The sequence below is a fragment of the Ignavibacteriota bacterium genome, from assembly GCA_016716225.1.
GTDB lineage: Bacteria > Bacteroidota > Ignavibacteria > Ignavibacteriales > Melioribacteraceae.
Genome location: JADJWT010000001.1, coordinates 2,519,895 through 2,541,619, shown reverse-complemented (window position 1 = coordinate 2,541,619; position 21,725 = coordinate 2,519,895). Strand labels below are relative to the sequence as shown.

Here is a 21,725-nt window from a genome sequence, read left to right as displayed (position 1 = left end):
AATACGTGTAAAATTATTAAATGAAATGTAAACTTGCTTAATAAAACATATCATCTTCTATTGTGTTGAGAATGTTTAAATAACTCTGATACCTTTCCAAAGAAATCAAATCTTTCTCAACAGCTTCAATTATTGCACAATCCGGTTCATGATCATGATTACAAGTGCTAAATTTACAGTTATGCAAAAAAGGTTTAAACTCCAAAAAGTAATGTGATAAATCTTCTTTCTTTATTCCATACGGATCTATTTCTCTAATTCCCGGAGTATCAACAATAAAAGTATTTTCAGAAACTTTTTTGAATTCGCCGGTTACGGTTGTATGAATTCCCTTTTGTGAATAATTGCTAACTTCACCAACACGAAAATCCAAATGCGGAAACATAGAATTTAATATTGAAGATTTTCCAACTCCGGATTGTCCCCAAAATAAATTAACTTTTCCTAATAGATTTTCTTTTAATTCCTGAATTGATTCACCGTTTTTTGCACTTACTCTTAAAACGCTATAACCAATTGATTTATAAAATTGTTCCCAGTGTTTAGAGAAATTATTAATATCTAAATCTATTTTATTAATAATTATCGTAAAATCAATATTTGCACTTTCTGCGGCAACAATTACTCTATCAATAAATCTATTATTAAAATCCGGAAAAGTTATGCTTGAAACAATGTAAAGTTGATCAATATTTGAAGCTATTATTTGCTCTAATCTTTTTCCTCTTTTTAATGATCCTCTTAGTTTTCCGGCTTTACGCGATAAATAATTTTTTCTTTCATAAATTGATTCAATTACTCCAATTCCATCAGAAATTTTACTTGCTTCAACCCAATCACCAAGTGAGGCAAAATCAAGTGTTAGAAGTTTATCTTTTTTTAAATTAAATTCCTTTTTAAATTTTCCGCGTAAAGAACATCTTAAAAATTCGTTATCAGAAATTTGTACATAGTAATCTTTACTTTCTATTTTAACAATTCTTCCTTTTATAAAAATTCTCCTATTAATAAAAAAAGCACCCAAGAAAATAAGGTGCTTTTGTTTACAAATCAAAGAGAAATTATTTTACATAAATATATAATTTATTGTTATTCCAAATTTATTGAGTGTAATTTCTTGATTAAATCTTGAAAGATTAGTTCCGTAGTTATCTCCGAAATTATTCCACCATCCGTGCAAATATGCAAAATCAATAATTAAGTTTTTAGAAAGAGGTAACCCAATACCGGCTGTAAAATATTTTTTATCATAATCTGAAACATCTCCAATAAATGGTGAGGGATGATAAATAAATCCACCTCTTAATTTCATTGCCGGATATGGTAAAGTGATTTCTGCACCGAAATTATAGTTCACAACATTTTCTAAATATTCAATTATTTCAGCATTTTTATCATCTAGATCATTATCATCAAAACCGTCTGTAAATTCCAATTGTGAATAATCGATAAATTTCAATCCGGCATTCAGATTTACAAAAGGTAAGGAAGCCGAAACTCCTCCGCTAATTTCCATTGGAGAGGAAATTCCATATTCATATTCATTACCGGGATATTCAACATAATATCCCGCATCAGCAAATTCTGATTCGCCGTAAACCGAATAAACTTCCGAAATTGTATAATTTGTTGGGAATTTAATAGTTGCACCAAAATTTAACATTTCGTTCATTTTATAAAGTAATCCTAATCGAAAATCATATCCGCTAATTTCCCAATCAACAATATCATTTAAATAAAATGATTGAAAATCAAAAGTACTTGAATCTTGCGGATCTAAATATCCGTTGTAAAAATTATTTACATCGTCTTCCCAATAAGATCTGTTTCGTTTATAATTTCCGGAAAGTAAATTTAATGTACCGCCGATAAATACATTTTTAGAAATTTCAAATGCACCAGACATAACCCAACTGTTTAAACTTCCTTGTTCATCTATTGAACCGCTTTGATTAAGTCTTCCATTAATATTTGTTTCATCACCATCATAATCACCATTAGGTTTATAAGTAGGATAACTTAAATATAATTCATAAGCCAAATCATCATTATCATTTGTTAATTCTTGAATCATTGAATTTGTGCCGGAATTAAATCCATCAAATTTTACAAATGCGTTATAATCATTAGCTTGGTTGTATCCAAAAGCAATTACCGCACTTCCTTTTTTTGTTGGAAGAGGAAATACTAATCCAAATTGATTTGTGTTGTTGTTACTTTTTTCTGATCCAATTGAAGAATTAAACATTACTCCATTATTCTTAAATGAATTTGTATTAATTCCAAAATTTAAAAGACTTTTTTTAATAGTTGCAAGTCCGGCTGGATTTATAAGTGCACTTGAAAAATTTCCGAATGATGCAATTGAACTGTTTCCAAAAGCAAGAGTTTTTGCATCAAAATCAATTGTTTGCTCGCTCAATCTATAAGCATCGTTATAATTTTGTGCAAAAATAAAATTCGAGAAATTGAGCAACAAAATTCCGATAAAAATATATTTTTTAATTCTCATTACAATATTCTCCAAAAAAATTCATTATTCTAAACAGAAATTCAAACTATATTTATCTTCTTCTTCCGCTTCCGCCACTTGAACTTCCACTGCTTCTTGATGAAGTTCCGCTTGATGAACTACTTCCAGAGCTTGATCTACTTCCAGATGAATAGCTGCCGGAACTTGATCCACTGCTTCTTGATGGAGTTGAATAACTTGAACTTCCGGAATTACTTGATCTTGAAGGTGATGAATAACTTTTTGAGCCGCTGCTTTTATTAGAACTTGATCTGTTATCATATGACCTAACATTCGGTTTGCTCATTGTACTATTTTTTGTTTTATAACTTTTCTGAGTTCTGTATGAACTTCTATCACCTGAATTTGATCTAACGGAATTTTCTCTTTCCACATTTGTGGAATTTTTGCTCTCATAATTTTTAGAACTTGATCTTTTATTTACACTTTGATCATTTGTTGTATTTCTATCAGATCTAGAAATTTTTCTAGAATCAATCTTTGAATCAAAAGATTTAGACGTTCTTTCACGCGAAATATTTATATCAGAAGAATTTCTTGTTGATCTTTCCTTATTTATGGAAATATTTTCTCTACTTTTTGATAGACTTGTTGTTCTGTTGGCAGTTCCTGAACTTCTGGTTGCTCTATCAGAAATATAATTTCTACCGCCGTTATTATCTCTCAACCTTGAATCATAATTTGTTCTATGTTTTGTTTTACTGAAATAATGTGTTACCGGATAATGATAATAATAATCATAATAACCACCGCCGTACCATCCGTAGTAATAATTTCTATAAATCGGATAATATGAAAAATAGAATGGATCATATGTATAATATCTCCATGACCACCATCCATCCCACCAAGGATCATAATATCTTGTATAAAATCTATAGCTTACACCGGGATAGTAATAATCGTAAAATCTGTAAGGTCTTGAATCATAACTAGAATCATCATAATATTCTTCGTTATTATAATTTTCTCCATCATAATTTTCATCTGAGTAATAATCAGTTGAATCTGAAAATTCTTCATCAACATATTGTGTTGTATCATCTTCTTCATATTGAACCGGTTGTTTTTTTTCCACTTTATCCCAATATGCTTCACGCTCATAATCATAACCGATTTCTGTGTAACATCCGGTTAAAGATAAAGTAAAAACGAAGATTGCTAAATAAATATATGTTTTCATTTTTTTACCTCGTTGTATTAAATCAAAACTATAAACTCAAATTTTGAGCCAAAAAAAGTATGTATTTCTTCCTTTTTTTAATCAATTTTCAAAGATTTTGTACAAATTAGTAAACTCAATGTATAATTTAATAGACAAATTTTTCTTTACGATTACTATAAATTTTTAATATTAATTGAAATAATTGTCGGATTAAGTGAAAATTTTGAATTCACTTTTAGAACAACTTTTCCTTCAATTTGATTTGTTGAAATAAAAACTTTGTTAGATTTTTTTTTAATTTCATTCACTAATTCTTTACCTTCAAGAATTTCAAATGTCATTTCCAAGTTTCTAAAACTAAGATTTTGTCCGAATGAATTTATTCCGTAAAATTCAATAAAATTTTCAGAATCAGTTTTAAGTATTGAATTTTGAAAACTTGTGGAAAATTTAACTTCGTAGATAGAGAAAAAATAATTCCAAATTAAAAGAGAAAGAAAAATTGCAAAAATTACAATTGCAGAAATTATCAAAATATTTTTCACAAATTTTATTTACTTAGAATTTTATAGGAAGTTCCCTCTTTGCTGTCTTCCAAAATTATTCCCAAATCTTTCAACTTATCTCTAATTTCATCTGCGAGTTTATAATTTTTATCAAGTTTGGCTTTAGTTCTAAACTCAATAAATAATTTTATCAATTCATCTTCTTTGGAATTTCTTGCAGAATTTTCAGTAAATATTTCAATTCCCAAAACATCTGTTAAAGTTGATTTTAGAAAATCTTTTGCGTTTGCTAAAACTTCTTTAGAAATTTTTTCATTCTTGGTTAAAAATTTATTGAAATCTCTAACAAAGTCATAAATTGCGGCAAGCGCTTGCGATGTATTAAAATTATCATCCATCGCACTTTCAAACGCAAACAAATATCTGTCAATTTCAAAAGGATTTAAATCCAACTCAATTGATGGTTTTGAATTTTCAATTTTTTGCGCAAGATTTAGAATTTTTTCCAAACCTTTTTCTGCACCTTCAATTAAATCTTCCGAAAAACTTAAAGGTCCTGAAAAATGAGTTTGACTGAAAAAGAATCTAATTGCATTAGAATTATATTTTTTAAGAATTTCTCTTGCAGTAAAAAAATTACCAAGTGATTTTGACATTTTTTCTTGGTTGATATTTAAAAATCCGCAATGGATCCAATACTTTACAAATTCATTTCCGCAAGCAGCTTCACTTTGCGCAATTTCATTTTCATGATGCGGAAAAACTAAATCATTTCCGCCAATGTGAATATCGATTGTTTGTCCCAAATGTTTCATGCTCATTGCGGAACATTCTATATGCCAGCCGGGTCTTCCTTTTCCCCAAGGACTTTCCCAATACGGCTCATTTGGTTTAACTTTTTTCCACAATGAAAAATCTAACGGATTTTTCTTTTGTTCATTAATTTCAATTCTTGCGCCGGCTTCCAAATCAGCTAAATTTTTTCCACTTAATTTTCCGTATTCAATAAATTTATTTACATCATAAAAAACATTTCCATCAACATTATATGCAAAGTTTTTATCAACAAGTTTTTGAATTAAATCAATAATTTCCGGCATGTGTTCGGTTGCCTTGGGATAAATGTTTGCTTTCTTAATTCCAAATTTTGTAATGTCTTCAAAAAAAGCTTCTGCATATTTCTCGGCAATTTTTTCAACCGGTAAATTTTCTTCGTTGGATTTTTTAATCAGCTTATCATCAATATCCGTAAGGTTCATCACAAACTTTACATCATATTTTTTATATTCCAGATATCTTCTAATAATATCTGCAGAAACAAAAGTTCGTGCATTTCCGATATGAAAAAAATCATAAATTGTTGGACCACAAACATAAATTGTAACTTTTGGCGGATTTAAAGGAATAAATTCTTCTTTCTTTTTTGTCAGCGTATTATAAATTAACATTAGAACTCCATAATTGAAGAACAAATATAATAAATTTCACTTTTCAAAATTGTTATACGCTTTTCAAATCACCAATTAACATAAACTATTTTTAACTTATATTTGCGCATGATCTATTTAATAATTGTTTCCATAATTTGGGCGCTTTCATTCAGTTTGATTAAGGGAAATTTAAGTTCCCTTGATTCAAATTTTGTTGCATTTATTAGATTGTTAATTTCATTTTTGATTTTTCTTCCATTTTTACGAATCAAAAATATTTCATCAAAAATTAATTTTCATTTAATTTTTATTGGAATTATTCAATACGGAATTATGTATTTAACTTACATATATTCTTTCCAATTTTTGAAAGCTTACGAAGTTGCCATTTTAACTTTGCTTACGCCGTTTTTTATTGTTCTAATCATGGACATTTGGGAAAAGAAAATTAATTATTTTCATTGGATTACTGCTTTATTAACAATTGCCGGATCGTTTATAATAGTTTACAAAGAAAATTTTTCTTTCGGATTTTGGAAAGGAATTTTACTTGTTCAAATTTCAAATTTTTGTTTTGCACTTGGACAAGTTTATTATAAAAAAATAATTGAGAAAAATTTTAATATTAAACCTCATCAAACTTTTGCACTTTTATATTTTGGAGCAATTTTAATTACGGGAATTTTTTCAATAGCTTCCACAGATTTTAAAAATTTACAAATTAATTCAAGTCAAATTTTAGCATTACTTTACTTAGGAATTGTCGCATCGGGAATAGGATTTTTTCTTTGGAATATTGGCGTTACAAAAGTCGAAACCGGAATTTTAGCAATTATGAATAATTTAAAAATTCCGCTCGGAGTTTTATTTGCTTTTACTCTAATTGGTGAAGAAACAAATTTTATTCAATTAAGTTTTGGTTCAATTTTAATAATTTTTGCTTTCATTTTAAATTACCGATTTGCAAATCGATAATAAAACCTACTAATTGAAGAATTGAAAATTGCTTTTTGCAAAATGAAAAACTAAACTTGCATTTCAATTTATTGAGACTGAAATATGAATGAAAATAATATAAAAAAATCTAAAATATTAAAAACTGTAATTCTAATAATTCTTGGTATTGCAATTCCAATTTTACTTTTTCAAAATTTTATCCCGAAAGATTCAATAATTTCAAAAGAAGAATTTCCAAAAGAATATAAAATTGTTTCTCCAAAAATTCCGGATGAATTAGAATTCTGCGGCGAAAAAGTTCCGTTGGAAAATTTTGAAGTTTACGAAAGATTGGATAGAGAATTTATTGTAAATACTTATTGGCATTCATTAATGATTCTTACAATAAAAAGAGCAAATAGATGGTTCCCTATTATTGAACCAATTTTGAAAAAAAATAATATTCCGGATGATTTTAAATTTTTATGCGTTACCGAAAGTACTTTGCTAAATTTAGTTTCACCATCAAACGCAGTTGGGTTTTGGCAATTTATAAAAAGTTCCGGACAAGAACTTGGTTTGGAAATTAATGATGAAGTTGATGAAAGATACAGCGTTGAAAAATCAACCGAAGCGGCATGCAAATATTTGCAGTCGGCATATAATAAATTTGGAAGTTGGACAATGGCTGCAGCTTCGTACAATATGGGAAAGACCGGAATTGATGAACAAATTTCTCGTCAAAAGACAAATAATTACTACAATTTAGTTTTGAATGAGGAAACTTCAAGATATGTTTTTAGAGTAATTGCAACAAAAATTATGATGAATAAACCGACAGAATATGGCTTTGATATTAAAGATGATGAATTGTACAAACCTTTTGAAACATATGAAATAAATGTTGATAGCTCAATTTCAAACTTGGCTGATTTCGCAAAAGTTAACGGAATTAATTACAAAATTTTGAAATTGTATAATCCATGGTTGAGAGAAAATTTTCTTACTAATAAACAGAAAAAAAATTATAAAATTAGTTTCCCAAAGGAAGGAACAATAAAAATAATTCCAGATTTATAAATTATTGTTGCTGACTTCTTAATTCAATTAATAAATTATTAAAATCTTCCGGCAGTTCTGAAACGAATGTCATTTTCTCGTTCGAAATCGGATGAATAAATCCCAAAGTTTTTGCATGAAGTGCTTGTCTATCAATTATTTCCAAAAGATTATTTACACGTGCTCTTATTTTAGGAAGTTCGAAACCATAATTAATTCTTCTTCCACAGTATGTGTGATCGCCAAAAATATTATGTTTTACATGAGCTAAATGAACTCGTATTTGATGCGTTCTTCCGGTCATTAATTTCAATTTTATCAAACTTAAAAAATCAAATTCTTCTAAAACCGTATAAATTGTGTGAGCAGTTTTTCCATCAGATTCAGAAACAGAAAATAGTTTTCTATCACTTTTACTTCTTGCAATATTTGCAATAATTTCACCGGTTGAGTCTTTAAACTTTCCCCAGCAAATTGCCCAGTATTCTCTTTCCGTAGTTTTTGCGGCAAACTGCTTTGCCAAATGAGAATGAACTTCTTCACTTTTAGCAATTACTAATAATCCCGTTGTGTCTTTATCAATTCTGTGTACAATTCCAGCTCTATAATCGCCGTTAAATGAACTCAAATTTTTTGTGTGATGAAGTAATGCATGAACCATTGTTGAAGTGTAATTTCCGTAAGAAGGATGAACCACCATTCCCGCGGGTTTATCAATAATAATTAAATAGTCATCTTCATAAATTATTTTTAGAGGAATGTCTTCGGGTTCGATCTTATCTGGTCTTGGTGAAACTGGAATTGTGATTTTTATTTCGTCTTTGGGAGTGATTGTATAATTTGATTTTATAAGATTTCCATTTACGGTTATCAAATTATTTTTGATAAGTTTTTGAATTCTTGAGCGGGTTGTATTTTCTAAACAATTTGCTAAATAAGTATCAATCCTTTGTTTTCTTTGTCCCTCAGTTATTACTAAGTTTATTATCTTCTCTGTTACTATTGCCATACTCTAATTGAGTTTCCAGTTTATCAGAATTAATTTCATTTTCAGAATTTTGAGAATCTTTCTTTGTTTCAATACTTTTATGGAAAATTAAAATGATTGCAACTCCAATTGTTACTGCAGAATCAGCAACATTAAAAATGGGAAAACTATCATAAGTTTTACCAAAAATTGTAAATCCAAAAGTATCAACATGAAGAAAATCAACAACTCTACCATATAAAAAAGGAGCATATTCATAAATTACGCCGTAAAAAAATCTATCAATTAAATTTCCAATTGCACCGCCCAAAATTAATGCAAGTGAAAATCGATATAACAATTTTTCGCGTCTAACTTTGAATATGTAAATTGCTATTCCAATGCTTGCGATTAACGAAAATATTGAAAGTAATAATTTAGCATAACCATCAACCTCAATACCAAAAGCCATCCCGGGATTTTCTACAAAAGTAAATTTAAAAATATCACCAATTACATTAATACTTTCACCATATCTCATGCCTTGATGATCTATTCCCAAACTTGGAATTGAAATACCTTTAACTAATAATTTTGTTATTTGATCTAAAAGTACAACAATTAATGAAATAAAAATTACTCTCAAAAATTCTCTCTAAAAAGTTTTATGATTTTTTATTTTTACAATCAACACAGTGCTGAGTATGTGGTACTGCTAATAATCTTTTCTTTGGAATTAAGTGGGGACCTTCCGGTAATTCCAAACTATCAATACAAATTCCGTAAGTTCCGTTATCAATTCTTTGAAGTGCATCTTCCAAATAACCTAAAAATTTTGTTTCGCGCTGAGCCCACAAATATAATTTTTCTCTTTCTTGTGCATCGGTTCCTTGTTCTGCCATATGTAACGAATATGGAGAGTTTTCATTTACATATTGTCCAGTGGTTTCATCCATCATTTGTTCTTTTAAATTTTGCAACTGCTCAATAATTTCTTTTCTTTTATCAAGAATTACAGTTTTAAATTCATCCAATTCTTTTTTAGAATAACCAACAATTTTTTTAGGAACTTTTGGTTTTACCGGAGTAACAACAACTTCAATTTTCTTTCCCGTTTTTGTTTTTGTTGGAGTTTTAGCTGATCCTTTTTTTAAACTTGGAGCGCTAACTTTTTTTACAGTTTCTTTAGTCGGCACAGTTTTTTTGGATGCACTTTTTTTAGTTGCATCAGTTTTACCGGCAGATTTTTTAACTTCCTTAGCAACAACTTTTGCTTTCGAATTTTTTTTAGCCGTATCTTTTACTTTAACATCTTTAGTTTTTTTTGCAGCTTTTGCTGAAGATGGTTTCGTTTTAACGGTTGTTTTCTTTGCCATGTTAATTCTCCTCAATAATATTACATTACCTTATTGATGGTTATATTACATTTAAATTCACCAATTGTCAATTCTTCGTTATAACCATTTCCCCCATCATTCTTGTTTATTAAACTATCTGCGAGTACTTCATTATTTATGTATTCCACAAAATTTTCTATATATGAATTTAATTCTTTATCAGTTGAATAAACTATTGAAATTCTATCTGTTACTTCAAATCCGGCACTTTTTCTCATATTTTGTATTCTATTGACAAATTCTCTTGCATATCCTTCGCCAATTAATTCTTCATTTAATTCACTATCAATTGCAACGGTAACGCCATTTTCCGATTCAACGACCCAGCCCTCAATTTCTGTGCTGATAATTTCAACATCATCTAAAGTAAGATTTATTTCATTACCTTCCAAAGTAAATGTATAAGATTTTTCATTTTCAAGATTCTTTATTTCATCTTTAGTAAAATCTTTAATTCGCTGAGCTAACGATTTCATCATTTTTCCATACTTGGGACCTAGTGATTTGAAATTAGCTTTAGCTGTTTTATTTACTATCGAGGAATCATCTTCCAAAACTTCCAAATCTTTAATATTAACTTCCTCAAGAATTACATCACCCATGCTTCTAACAGCGTCACGTCTTTTTGGTTCAACGGCAATCATCATTTTTCTTAATGGTTGTCTTACTTTCAAATTATTCTTTGCTCGCATTGCGCGTGTAAGATATACAACTTTTTGAGCAATTTCCATCTTTTCTTCAAGTTCGATATTTCTATAAACCGGGGTTGGGAAATCAACCAAGTGAACAGATTTTCTGATTTCCGATTTTGAAACTTTATTTAAATTTTGGAAAATTTCTTCCGCAATAAACGGAGCAAACGGAGAAGTTAATTTTGCAACAGTAATCAAACATTCATATAAAGTTTGGTATGCTGAAATTTTTGATTTATTTATTTCCGATTTCCAAAATCTACGTCTGCTTCTTCTTACATACCAATTAGATAATTCATCGATAGTAAAATCACTTACTAATCTTGCGGCTTTTGTTACATCATAATTATCCATGTAATTTTGATAATCTTCAACTACTGAAGAAAGTTTTGCAATTATCCATCTATCAATTTCCGATCTTTCTTCATACGGAATAAATTCATGACTAAAATCAAAATTATCAATATTTGCATAAAGTGCAAAAAATGAATAAGTATTAATTAACGTTCCAAAAAACTTACGCTGAACTTCCACAATTCCGTCTTCATCAAAAAGTGTAGTTCTCCAAGGCGGGCTTCCCGTAACCAAATACCATCTTGTTGCATCAGCTCCGTATTTGTCAAATAATTCAAAAGGATCAACAGCATTACCTTTTGACTTTGACATTTTCATTCCGTTTTTATCTAAAATTAATTCGTTTACAATAAGATTTTTGAAAGCAACTTTTTCAAACAACATTGTTGAAATTGCATGTAAAGTATAAAACCATCCGCGAGTTTGATCAATTCCTTCACAAATAAAGTCTGCGGGATAATTATTTTCAAATAACTCTTTATTTTCAAACGGGTAATGATGTTGAGCAAATGGCATCGCACCGGAATCAAACCAAACATCAATTAATTCTGGAGTTCTAAAATAAATTTTTCCATTTTTCTCAAATTTGATTTCATCAACAAAAGGTTTGTGTAGATCAATTTCTTCATTTGGTAAATCTGAAACTTTTATTTTATTTCCGTTTCTTTCAACAAATCCTTCTTTTAATTCATCAATACTTCCAACAGCAAACATTTCACCAACTTCTGTAACCCAAATTGGTAAAGGCGTTGCCCAAAATCTATCTCGTGATAAAGCCCAATCTTTATTTTCCTCAAGCCAATTACCAAATCTTCCCGAACCAACTTCCGGCGGATACCAATTTATTTCTTTATTTAACTCAACCATTTTATCGGAAATTGCTGTTGTTTTTATGAACCAAGATTCGCGAGCGTAATAGATTACGGGAACATTATCAAATCTCCAACTGAATGGATACGAGTGAGTTATTGTTTCCTTTTTATAAAGTTGACCTTTTGATTTTAATGCTTGAATAATTTCTTGATCAGCATCTTTAACAAATTTTCCGGCATAATCTGTAATTTCTTCCGTAAATAATCCGCCGCGTGTTACCGGCTGAAGAAATGGCAAATTATAAGTTTTAGATAATTCATAGTCATCTGCACCAAAAGCCGGGGCAATATGAACAATTCCGGAACCGTCTTCCGTGCTTACAAAATTTGCTTCTGTAACGTAAAATGCTTTTTTATCAACTTTTAAATATTGAAATAATTGTTGGTAACTAATTCCAGCAAGTTCCGAACCTTTTAGTTCTTCAATAATTTCATATTCTTCACGAATTACGGATAATCTTTCTTTTGCTAAAATTAAGTGAACACCTTCAGTTTTAATTTTCACATAATCGATATTTGGTCCAACAGCCAATGCCACATTCGAGATTAGCGTCCATGGGGTTGTTGTCCATACTAAAAAATATGTATCTCCGTCTTTAGCAAAATCAGAATTTTCAAGTTTCATTAAAACATAAACTGATGGATCTTTAGTATCTCGATAGCCTAGAGCAAGTTCGTGAGAAGACAAAACTGTTTCAGATCTCGGACATTGCGGAACAATTTTATAATCTTTAAAAATTAATCCTTTATCAAATAAAGTTTTTAACGCCCACCAAACTGATTCAATATATTCATTTGTGCAAGTGATATAAGCATCTTCCAAGCTGAGCCAATATCCCATACGGTTTGTCATTTTTTCCCAAAGATCTTTATAAGTAAAAACCGATTCCTTGCAAGCGGCATTATATTTTGCAACTCCAAATTCCGGAATTTCACTTTTACTTTTTATTCCTAATTGTTTTTCAACTTCAATTTCTACGGGAAGTCCGTGTGTATCCCAGCCGGCTTTTCTATTAACTTTAAAACCTTGCAAAGTTTTATAACGGCAAACTAAATCTTTTAAAGTTCTTGCCATTACATGATGAAGTCCGGGTTTACCGTTAGCAGTCGGAGGTCCTTCAAAAAATGTAAAAGGTTTGCTTCCTTCTCTAAGTTCAATACTTTTCTGAAATATATTTTCTTTCTGCCAAAAATCTAAAATCTCTTCTTCAATTTTTGAATAATTTAAACTACCTGAATATTGTTTGTACTTTTCCATAACTTGAATAAATAATTTCTAATTACACATACATTAATTTTATAATTATTTGTTTAAAATTTCAGATGCTCTTTTGTTTGCTTCGAAAATTATTTTTTCTGCTTTTAAATTTGCTTCGTTAACAATCATTTCTGATTTTCTTTTAACTTCCAAAATTTCTTTTTCGTGATCAAGCTTTTTAAGATTTTCAATTTCTTTTTGCTTTGTAAAAATTTCTGAAATTGACATTCCAAAAAATGCCATTACTCCAAGCATTATTATTCTTAATGAATAAAGAATTACATTTTCAAATAATAAATTTTCTGTAAGAAAATAATCATTAAAAAAGAAATTAGTAAAGAGCTTAAAATTGCCATTGCAACAATTACTGCAAATACAATCTTTCCACCATGAACCCAGCCTAATGTATTATTTGTAAACCAGCCAACTCCAAAAATAAATAATGATAAAATAAACCAGACAACAAAATTAATAATCTCAGAACCAAAAAGTTGGGTATTTAAAAAATTTGATAAAAATATCAGTAATGCAATTAGTAAAGGTGATAAATAATATTTTAATTTTTTAACACTCATATTTGTTTAATTACTTCTTTTAATATTTTTGTCATTTTTGGTTCGGCATTCATTGCAGTTTCAATAATTTCATTAACATCAACTGGTTTTAACGAATCCGGAAAACATTCATCCGTAATTATACTAATTCCTAAAACTTTTATTCCCATATGATTTGCTACGATATTTTCGGGAACTGTTGACATTCCAACAACATCTGCTCCGGTTGCACGTAAAAATCTATATTCTGCTTTTGTTTCTAAATTTGGTCCAGGAACTGCAACATAAACTCCTTTGTGAATTTTTATTCCATTTTCCAATGCAATTTTTTCAGTCAGTTCTATTAAATTTTTATCGTAAGGTTCGCTCATATCCGGAAATCTTGGTCCTAAAGAATCTTCATTTTTTCCAATTAGAGGATTATCTCCAAGAAGATTTATATGATCATGCATAATCATTAAATCACCTTTTTTGTAAATTGGATTCATTCCTCCGCAAGCATTGGAGACTAATAACGTTTTCACTCCAAGAAATTTCATTACTCTTATCGGATATGTAATTTGCTGCATGCTGTATCCTTCATAAAAATGAAATCTTCCTTGCATTGCAACAATATTTTTTCCGTTAATTGTTCCGAGAATTAATTTACCAGAATGCGATTCAACAGTTGAAATTGGGAAATGGGGAATTCTTTCATATTCAATTGTGTGTTCAATAATAATATCATTCACCAATCCGCCAAGTCCGGTTCCTAATATAATTCCAATAGGATATTCCTTTGAACTATATTTTCTCAACTCAGAAATTGTTTCATTTATTTTTTGCAAAAGCTCAGTCATATTATTCAAAAATTTTGAATTGTAAACTTAAGTAATTCTAAACTTTATTGAGAGAATAATTTCGTTCACCAAAAATTGCAGTTCCAATTCTTAAAATTGTTGCCCCTTCTTCAATTGCAATTTCAAAATCGTTTGTCATTCCCATTGATAAGTGTTGAATTTCAACTCCTTTATCAATTAATTTGCTTTTAAAAATGGCTAATTTTTTAAATGATTTCCTAATAAGTATTTCATTTTCGGTGTATGGAGCCATTGTCATCAATCCAACCAATTTAATATTTTGAAGTTTTTTGCAATAATCTGCAATTTTTTCTAAATCTTCAAAATTAGAAATTCCATATTTTGTATCTTCATCAGATGTTTTTACTTCTAATAAAATTCTTTGAATTTTATTTGCAAATTGGGCTCGTTTATTAATTTCTTCTGCTAATTTTATTGAATCTACTGAATGAATAAATTCTGCAATTGGGACAACAATTTTCACTTTATTAGTTTGCAGATGACCAATGAAATGCCATTTTATTTTATTATCTATTAACTTATTTTTTTCATCAAGTTCTTGAGCTTTATTTTCAGCAAAATTTAAAATTCCTTTTGAATTTACAATTTCAATTTCTTCAACGGAATGTAATTTTGAAACTGCAACAAGAGTTATTTCTGACGGATTTCTACCAATTTCATAACATTTTTCTAATATTTTTTGATTAATAAAAGCAATATTTTCTTGAATATTATTCATATTTTTTTTGAAATTATTACAAATTAAAAAGGAGCGTTTCCGCCCCTTTCAATTTTGGATATTTGGATTAACTGCAGCCGGTTGTTGACCCACAAGTTTCGCATTTTAGACAAGTGCCATTTCTAACCATTGTCATACTTTGGCATTCGGGACAAATATCACCGGTATAACCTAATATCCGTGCCTCCTGAACCTTTTTTGTAATTTGAGCAACTTGATTATGAATTACATTTCCGTTACCGTTACCACTACTTGAAATTGCTGTTGATTGAGAATTTCTTTCAATCGAATGATCCAAATGAATCATTCTTTCACTTATTACTTCTTCACTGATAAATTCTGGTTCAACTAAATTTCCATAACTTTTACCGCGTGTTAATTCGTCTTCTTCAACATGTGATAAATCATTTCTTCCAAGATATGTTACAGCTAATTCTCTAAAAATATAATCTATTATTGAAGTTGCCATTTTTATTCTTCTATTTCCGGTAACCATGCCGCTTGGCTCAAACTTTGTGAACACAAATGCATCAACAAATTCTTCCAGTGGAACTCCATGTTGCAATCCAAGAGAAATTGCAATTGCAAAATTATTCAACAAACTTCTTACTGCAGCGCCTTCTCTATGCATATCCAAAAATATTTCACCAAGTTGACCATTTTCATATTCTCCGGTTCTTATATAAACTGTTTGTCCACCAATTTTTGCCTTTTGCGTATAACCAGTTCTTCTATCCGGAAGTCTTCTTCTTTTTGCAATATATCTATGAATTATTCTTTCTGCAATTTTAATAATTTCATTATTGTTCTCTTCCTCTTCTTCAATTGCTTCAATTGCGTCGTCTGTTGTTGAGTTCAGTGGTTGAGATAATTTTGATCCGTCTCTATAAAGTGCATTAGCTTTCAATCCCATTTTCCACGAGGTCATATATGCATCTTCTATATCAGAAATTTTTGCTTCGTTTGGTAAATTTATTGTTTTTGAAATTGCGCCGGAAATGAATGGTTGAGCTGCAGCCATCATATTTATATGAGCATGAGCTTTTATAAATCTTGTTCCACGTTTACCGCATTTGTTTGCAGTATCAAAAACCGGATAATGCTCATGCTTTAGGAAAGGTGCACCCTCGGTTGTCATTGTTCCGCAAACATAATCATTTGCTAAAGCTATTTCTTGTTTCTTAAAACCTATTTGCTCAAGTAAATTTAGATTGAAATCATTTATTTGTTCTTCAGTTAAACCTAATACATTTCTGCAAAAATCTATTCCGATTGTGTGAGTGTTAAATGCAAAATTTAATTCAAATACAGATGGAAGCATTGATTCAATTTTTTTCAAAATTTCTTCAGTAAAACCTTTTGCTTTTAATGTTTCGGGATTTATATATGGACAGCCAGCTAATGAGCCAGTTCCTTTTGCGTATTTCACAATTTCATTAATTTGTTCTTGATTATATCCCAAATTTCTTAATGCCGGAGGGATTGATTGATTAATAATCTTGAAATATCCGCCGCCAGCTAATTTTTTAAATTTCACTAAAGCATAATCAGGTTCAATTCCGGTAGTATCGCAATCCATTACCAAACCAATAGTTCCGGTTGGAGCAATAACAGTTACTTGTGCATTTCTAAATCCATATTTTTTCCCAAGATCAACTGCATTTACTGCATCTTGTTGTGCAGCTTTGAGCAAATCTGATGGACAGAATTTTGGATCTATTCCCATTGGGTATATTGATAAACCTTCATACTCTTCTTCTGGAACGTTAAATGCAGCTCTTTTATGATTTCTTATAACCCGCTGCATATTTTCTTTATTATTCTCATACTTAATAAATGGTCCTAATTCTTTTGCCATTTCTGCTGATGTTGCATATGCTTTCATGTGCATAATTGCAGTTAATGCTCCAGCAATTGCTTGTCCTTCTTTGCTATCATAAGGAATTCCTTGAATCATGAGAAGTGAACCTAAATTTGCATAACCCAATCCTAAAGTTCTGTAATCATAACTATTTTGTGCAACTGATTTACTTGGATATTGTGCCATTAGTACACTGATTTCCAAAACCATCGTTAATAATCGTGTCGCATGTCGGTAAGATTTTATATTAAATACAGATTTATCTTCATCGTAAAATTTAACTAAATTCATTGAAGCAAGATTACATGCAGTATCATCAAGAAACATATATTCGCTGCAAGGATTTGATGCATTTATTCTTCCATCATTTATACAAGTATGCCATTCATTTATTGTTGTATCATACTGCAGTCCCGGATCTGCTGAAGCCCAAGCGGCATAACCAATTTGTGCCCAAAGATCGCGTGCTTTTATAGTTTTGCATGCTCGAGGCAATCTTTGTTCTTTTTCTGCTTTTTTCAATTCAACTCGCCAGTGTAAATTCCAATCTGAATCTGCAATTACAGCTTTCATAAAATCATTTGTAACTCTAACAGAATTGTTTGAATTTTGTCCTGAAACTGTTGCGTAAGCTTCAGAATTCCAATCAGTATTATATTCAGGAAATTCAATTGAAGTAAATCCCAATTTTGCAAGTTGAATTACTCTTTCTATATAATTATCCGGAATTTGTGATCTTCTTGCATTTATAATTGCTGCGTTTAATTTTTTATTACTTTTTCTATTAAATCTGTCATTTTCCGGATGTTCCGCATAGCAAGCTTTTACAATATTATTTAAATGTAAATTACAAAGTTTTGATCCAGTAACAATTGCAGCTACTTTTTGTTCTTCGTGTTGTTTCCAATCAATAAATTCTTCAATATCCGGATGATCAATATCAAGAGTTACCATTTTTGCCGCTCTTCGTGTTGTGCCACCAGATTTTATCGCACCGGCTGATCTATCACCAATTTTAAGAAATGACATCAATCCCGAAGATTTTCCACCACCGCTTAACGGTTCATCTGCTCCTCTTATTTTAGAAAAATTTGTTCCGGTTCCTGACCCATATTTAAATAATCTTGCTTCACGAACCCAAAGATCCATTATTCCATCTTCATTAACTAAATCATCTTTAACCGATTGAATAAAACACGCATGCGGCTGGGGATGTGTGTAAGCATCTTCAGCTTGAGTTAATTCACCAGTTTTATAATCAACATAATAATGACCTTGTGCCGGACCGTTAATTCCGTAAGCCCAATTTAAACCTGTGTTAAACCACTGCGGACTATTTGGTGCCGCCATTTGATTTGCAAGCATATAACATAATTCATCATAAAAGGCTTGCGCGTCTTCTTCAGTATCAAAATAGTTTCCCTTCCAACCCCAATACGTCCAAGTTCCAGCTAATCTATTAAAAACTTGACGAGAATCAGTTTCACCACCGAATCTATCTTTTTCCGGCAATTCATTTAATAGCTCATCATCTGCAACTGATGGTTGAAGCCATTTTGGAACACCTTTTTCTTTCAATTTTTTTATTAACTTTGGAACGCCGGCTTTTCTAAAATATTTTTGAGTTATAATATCGGTTGCAACTTGCGACCAAGATTTTGGAACCATTACATCTTCCATTTTGAAAACACTGGTTCCGTTTGGGTTTTTGATTTCTGAAGTTCTTTTAACAAATTCTATCGTAGAATAAGGATCTTGATTAGCGACAGTATAGTAACGACTAATTTTCATTAAAGCCTCAAATTTTATAAAATGAACAGATTGTCAATTAGTTATTGAAAAGTATTTTTAATTTTGCCGATGAATTTGTAGGAATAAGACTGACAACATCGGGCACGAAAATTAAACAAATGATTAATTATTTCAAATAAAAAATTTAAAAAATTAAGCTCGGAATTTATTATTCAGTTCCAAAATTTTGTGGACAGAAAATAAAAAATAATTTATTAAACTCAATATTAATTTTCATTTTTTTTAATAAAAGTAGGAAATATTATGAAATTCGAAAGAAGCGCCGGAATTTTACTTCACCCAACTTCTCTGCCTGGAGATTACGGTATAGGCACAATTGGAAAAAATGCTTACCATTTTGTTGATTTTTTAGCTGAATCTGGACAAAAACTTTGGCAAATTTTCCCTTTAGGTCCAACCGGTTATGGAGATTCGCCATATCAATCTTTTTCTACATTTGCCGGAAATCCATTATTAATAGATTTGGATTTTCTTAAAGAAGACGGATTGCTTTCTGAAAATGATTTAAAAAGTATCCCGCATTTTCAAAAAAATAATATTGATTTTGGAAAACTTATTGAAGTGAAATTTCAATTACTTTCAATCGCTTTTCAGAATTATAAAATTTCCGGAAAAATATTTTCACAAAATTGCGGAGATTTCTGTAATGAAAATGCATATTGGCTTGATGATTATGCATTATTTATGGCAGTTAAAGAATTTCACGGCGGTAAATTATGGACGGAATGGGAACAAGATATTGCCTTCAGAAATAATAATTCAGTTGAGAAATGGAAAGATAAATTGGAATATCGGTTTAATTTCCAAAAATTTCTGCAATATACTTTTTATTCACAATGGAAAAAGTTGAAAAATTATGCAAACTCTAAAGGGATAAAAATAGTCGGTGATATTCCAATTTTTATTGCTTATGACAGTTCTGATCTTTGGGCAAATAAAAATTTATTTTCTGTTGCTGAAGATGGAAAACTTGAAACTAAAGCTGGAGTTCCACCAGATTATTTTTCAGCAACCGGTCAACTTTGGGGAAATCCACTTTACAAATGGGATGAAATCCAAAAAGATAATTTCAACTGGTGGAAGAAAAGAATTTTAAAAACGTTAGAATTAGTTGATATAATAAGAATCGATCACTTTAGAGGTTTGGAAGCTTATTGGGAAATTCCCGGTGACGCACCAACTGCACAAATCGGTCGCTGGGTAAAAGCTCCGGGTAGAGAATTATTTAATGAAATTAAAAAGGATCTTGGAGATCTTCCAATAATTGCAGAGGATTTGGGAGTTATTACACCTGGTGTTGAAAAACTTCGAGATGATTTCGGATTTCCGGGAATGAAAATTTTGCAGTTTTCATTTGGACCAAATGGTGATAAAAATTTTCTCCCTCACAATTATGTTAAAAATTGTGTTGTTTATACAGGTTCACATGATAATGATACTACAACCGGATTTTTTGAGAAAGAAAGAGAAAACAATACTGGAGTTTATGAGTGGACACAAAAATATTTAAATTATTATGGCGATAATTTAACCCAAGAATTAATCAGAACTGCATATGCTTCAGTCGCAAATTTTGTTGTAATTCCAATGCAAGATATTTTGGGATTAGGAACAGAAGCAAGAATGAATTTCCCCGGAAAATTAGGCGGAAATTGGACTTGGAGATTTGAATGGAATCAAGTAAATCCAAATCTTTCACTATATTTAAAATCTCTTGTTGAACTTTATGAACGAAATAAAGTAAAATCAGAAACACAATTATTACAAGGAATTAAAGAAAAATAATTATGGAATTAATAGGAAACTTATGCTTGAATTTATTTTAAATGCACTAAATACCAGCAAAATTAATTCTGATGAAACTTCAAAAAAACATGCACTAAAAGTTGCGGCATGCGCATTATTTTTGGAAGTTGCAAATATTGATGATAATATTAGCGAAAGTGAAGAAAAAAAAATTATTAATATTATGAGAAATAATTTTAAACTTTCTGATGATGAAATTGCTTTGCTTATTTCCAAATCTAAAGAAGAAGTAAAAAAATCTGTAAGTATTTATGAGTTTACAGAAATTGTTAACAAAAATTTTGATAGTAATGAAAAGTACAATCTAATTAAAAATCTTTGGCAAATTGCTTTTGCCGATGGAAATTTGGATATGTATGAAGAACATTACATCAAAAAAATATGCAATAATTTATTTCTAACCCATAAAGACAGAATTGCTGCAAAACTTGAAGTTAAAACAGAATTAGGTTTATAATTATTAAATAAAGGAATCAAATGAAGAAAACTATTTTAATAATTTTAGGAATTTTTGTTGTAATTCAATTCATTAGAATTGATAAATCTGTTCCGGATATAAATTACACAAATGATATTTTTAGAATTTCGAATCCAACAACGGAAATAAAAACAATGTTAAAAAATGCATGTTATGATTGTCATTCATACGAAACAAAATATCCTTGGTATGCAGAAATTGCGCCAGTTTCTTGGCTGTTGAAAAATCATATTGATGAGGGAAGACGTCATTTAAATTTTTCAACTTGGAATGAATATGATAATGAAAAGAAATTGCATAAATTAGATGAATGTATTGAAATGGTAAAATCCGGTGAAATGCCGATGCAAGGTTATGTTATGATGCATTCCGAAGCAGAACTTACAGATGATCAAAAAAATTATTTAGCAAATTGGTTTTCTGCACAAAAAGATTCGTTATAGAAATTATATTTTTTGATTTAATTT

General features: G+C 29.9%; 19 protein-coding genes. 5 read left to right on the top strand and 14 right to left on the bottom strand.

Annotated elements, in window-relative coordinates; all coding sequences use genetic code 11:
* Positions 1 to 37: 37 nt before the first annotated feature.
* The 5 genes from rsgA to IPM32_11280 form a co-directional block, all read right to left on the bottom strand.
* Positions 38 to 979 (bottom strand): ribosome small subunit-dependent GTPase A, encoded by a 942-nt coding sequence (gene rsgA, locus IPM32_11300; protein MBK8945839.1) that lies wholly within the window; start codon positions 977 to 979, stop codon positions 38 to 40.
* 87 nt (positions 980 to 1,066) lie between these two features.
* Positions 1,067 to 2,512 carry a hypothetical protein gene (locus tag IPM32_11295; GenBank protein MBK8945838.1) on the bottom strand — a complete coding sequence of 482 codons (1,446 nt, stop codon included), beginning with the start codon at positions 2,510 to 2,512 and terminating at the stop codon, positions 1,067 to 1,069.
* Between the two features lie 52 nt (positions 2,513 to 2,564).
* The gene (locus tag IPM32_11290; protein MBK8945837.1) at positions 2,565 to 3,716 is read right to left on the bottom strand and encodes a hypothetical protein; all 1,152 of its coding nucleotides are present in this window, start codon (positions 3,714 to 3,716) and stop codon (positions 2,565 to 2,567) included.
* A gap of 155 nt (positions 3,717 to 3,871) precedes the next feature.
* Positions 3,872 to 4,243, bottom strand: a complete 372-nt coding sequence (locus IPM32_11285; protein ID MBK8945836.1) for a hypothetical protein — start codon at positions 4,241 to 4,243, stop codon at positions 3,872 to 3,874.
* Between the two features lie 5 nt (positions 4,244 to 4,248).
* The gene (locus tag IPM32_11280) at positions 4,249 to 5,652 is read right to left on the bottom strand and encodes a cysteine--tRNA ligase (protein ID MBK8945835.1); all 1,404 of its coding nucleotides are present in this window, start codon (positions 5,650 to 5,652) and stop codon (positions 4,249 to 4,251) included.
* Between the two features lie 108 nt (positions 5,653 to 5,760).
* Between IPM32_11280 and IPM32_11275 the strand changes: the two genes are divergently transcribed.
* Together IPM32_11275 and IPM32_11270 are read left to right on the top strand one after the other, a co-directional pair.
* Positions 5,761 to 6,609 (top strand): EamA family transporter, encoded by an 849-nt coding sequence (locus IPM32_11275; protein ID MBK8945834.1) that lies wholly within the window; start codon positions 5,761 to 5,763, stop codon positions 6,607 to 6,609.
* Between the two features lie 84 nt (positions 6,610 to 6,693).
* The gene (locus IPM32_11270) at positions 6,694 to 7,650 is read left to right on the top strand and encodes a lytic transglycosylase domain-containing protein (protein ID MBK8945833.1); all 957 of its coding nucleotides are present in this window, start codon (positions 6,694 to 6,696) and stop codon (positions 7,648 to 7,650) included.
* A gap of 1 nt (position 7,651) precedes the next feature.
* Here the strand turns inward: IPM32_11270 and IPM32_11265 are convergent, their stop codons facing one another.
* The 9 genes from IPM32_11265 to IPM32_11225 form a co-directional block, all read right to left on the bottom strand.
* Positions 7,652 to 8,638: an RluA family pseudouridine synthase gene (locus IPM32_11265; protein MBK8945832.1), complete on the bottom strand. Its 987-nt coding sequence runs from the start codon at positions 8,636 to 8,638 to the stop codon at positions 7,652 to 7,654.
* The gene (locus IPM32_11260; GenBank protein ID MBK8945831.1) at positions 8,595 to 9,242 is read right to left on the bottom strand and encodes a signal peptidase II; all 648 of its coding nucleotides are present in this window, start codon (positions 9,240 to 9,242) and stop codon (positions 8,595 to 8,597) included. Before IPM32_11260 ends, IPM32_11265 begins: the two co-directional genes overlap by 44 nt.
* A 19-nt stretch (positions 9,243 to 9,261) precedes the next feature.
* The gene (locus IPM32_11255) at positions 9,262 to 9,972 is read right to left on the bottom strand and encodes a conjugal transfer protein TraR (protein ID MBK8945830.1); all 711 of its coding nucleotides are present in this window, start codon (positions 9,970 to 9,972) and stop codon (positions 9,262 to 9,264) included.
* Between the two features lie 20 nt (positions 9,973 to 9,992).
* Positions 9,993 to 13,169, bottom strand: coding sequence for an isoleucine--tRNA ligase (locus IPM32_11250; GenBank protein ID MBK8945829.1), 3,177 nt, complete (start codon positions 13,167 to 13,169; stop codon positions 9,993 to 9,995).
* 45 nt (positions 13,170 to 13,214) lie between these two features.
* On the bottom strand, positions 13,215 to 13,424 hold the full coding sequence (locus tag IPM32_11245; protein ID MBK8945828.1) for a hypothetical protein: 210 nt from the start codon (positions 13,422 to 13,424) through the stop codon (positions 13,215 to 13,217).
* A 23-nt stretch (positions 13,425 to 13,447) separates the two neighbouring features.
* On the bottom strand, positions 13,448 to 13,744 hold the full coding sequence (locus IPM32_11240) for a hypothetical protein (protein MBK8945827.1): 297 nt from the start codon (positions 13,742 to 13,744) through the stop codon (positions 13,448 to 13,450).
* Entirely contained in the window at positions 13,741 to 14,562 is an 822-nt protein-coding gene (locus IPM32_11235) for a purine-nucleoside phosphorylase (protein ID MBK8945826.1), read from the bottom strand. The genes IPM32_11240 and IPM32_11235 overlap by 4 nt, the downstream gene beginning before the upstream one ends.
* A 37-nt stretch (positions 14,563 to 14,599) precedes the next feature.
* Entirely contained in the window at positions 14,600 to 15,301 is a 702-nt protein-coding gene (locus IPM32_11230; protein MBK8945825.1) for a YggS family pyridoxal phosphate-dependent enzyme, read from the bottom strand.
* A gap of 67 nt (positions 15,302 to 15,368) precedes the next feature.
* Positions 15,369 to 18,953, bottom strand: coding sequence for a vitamin B12-dependent ribonucleotide reductase (locus IPM32_11225; GenBank protein ID MBK8945824.1), 3,585 nt, complete (start codon positions 18,951 to 18,953; stop codon positions 15,369 to 15,371).
* Positions 18,954 to 19,217: 264 nt separating this feature from the next.
* Between IPM32_11225 and malQ the strand changes: the two genes are divergently transcribed.
* The 3 genes from malQ to IPM32_11210 are packed head-to-tail and all read left to right on the top strand — an operon-like array spanning position 19,218 to position 21,701.
* Positions 19,218 to 20,759 carry a 4-alpha-glucanotransferase gene (gene malQ, locus IPM32_11220; protein MBK8945823.1) on the top strand — a complete coding sequence of 514 codons (1,542 nt, stop codon included), beginning with the start codon at positions 19,218 to 19,220 and terminating at the stop codon, positions 20,757 to 20,759.
* 22 nt (positions 20,760 to 20,781) lie between these two features.
* On the top strand, positions 20,782 to 21,237 hold the full coding sequence (locus IPM32_11215) for a TerB family tellurite resistance protein (protein ID MBK8945822.1): 456 nt from the start codon (positions 20,782 to 20,784) through the stop codon (positions 21,235 to 21,237).
* A 20-nt stretch (positions 21,238 to 21,257) separates the two neighbouring features.
* Entirely contained in the window at positions 21,258 to 21,701 is a 444-nt protein-coding gene (locus IPM32_11210; protein MBK8945821.1) for a heme-binding domain-containing protein, read from the top strand.
* Positions 21,702 to 21,725: the final 24 nt, after the last annotated feature.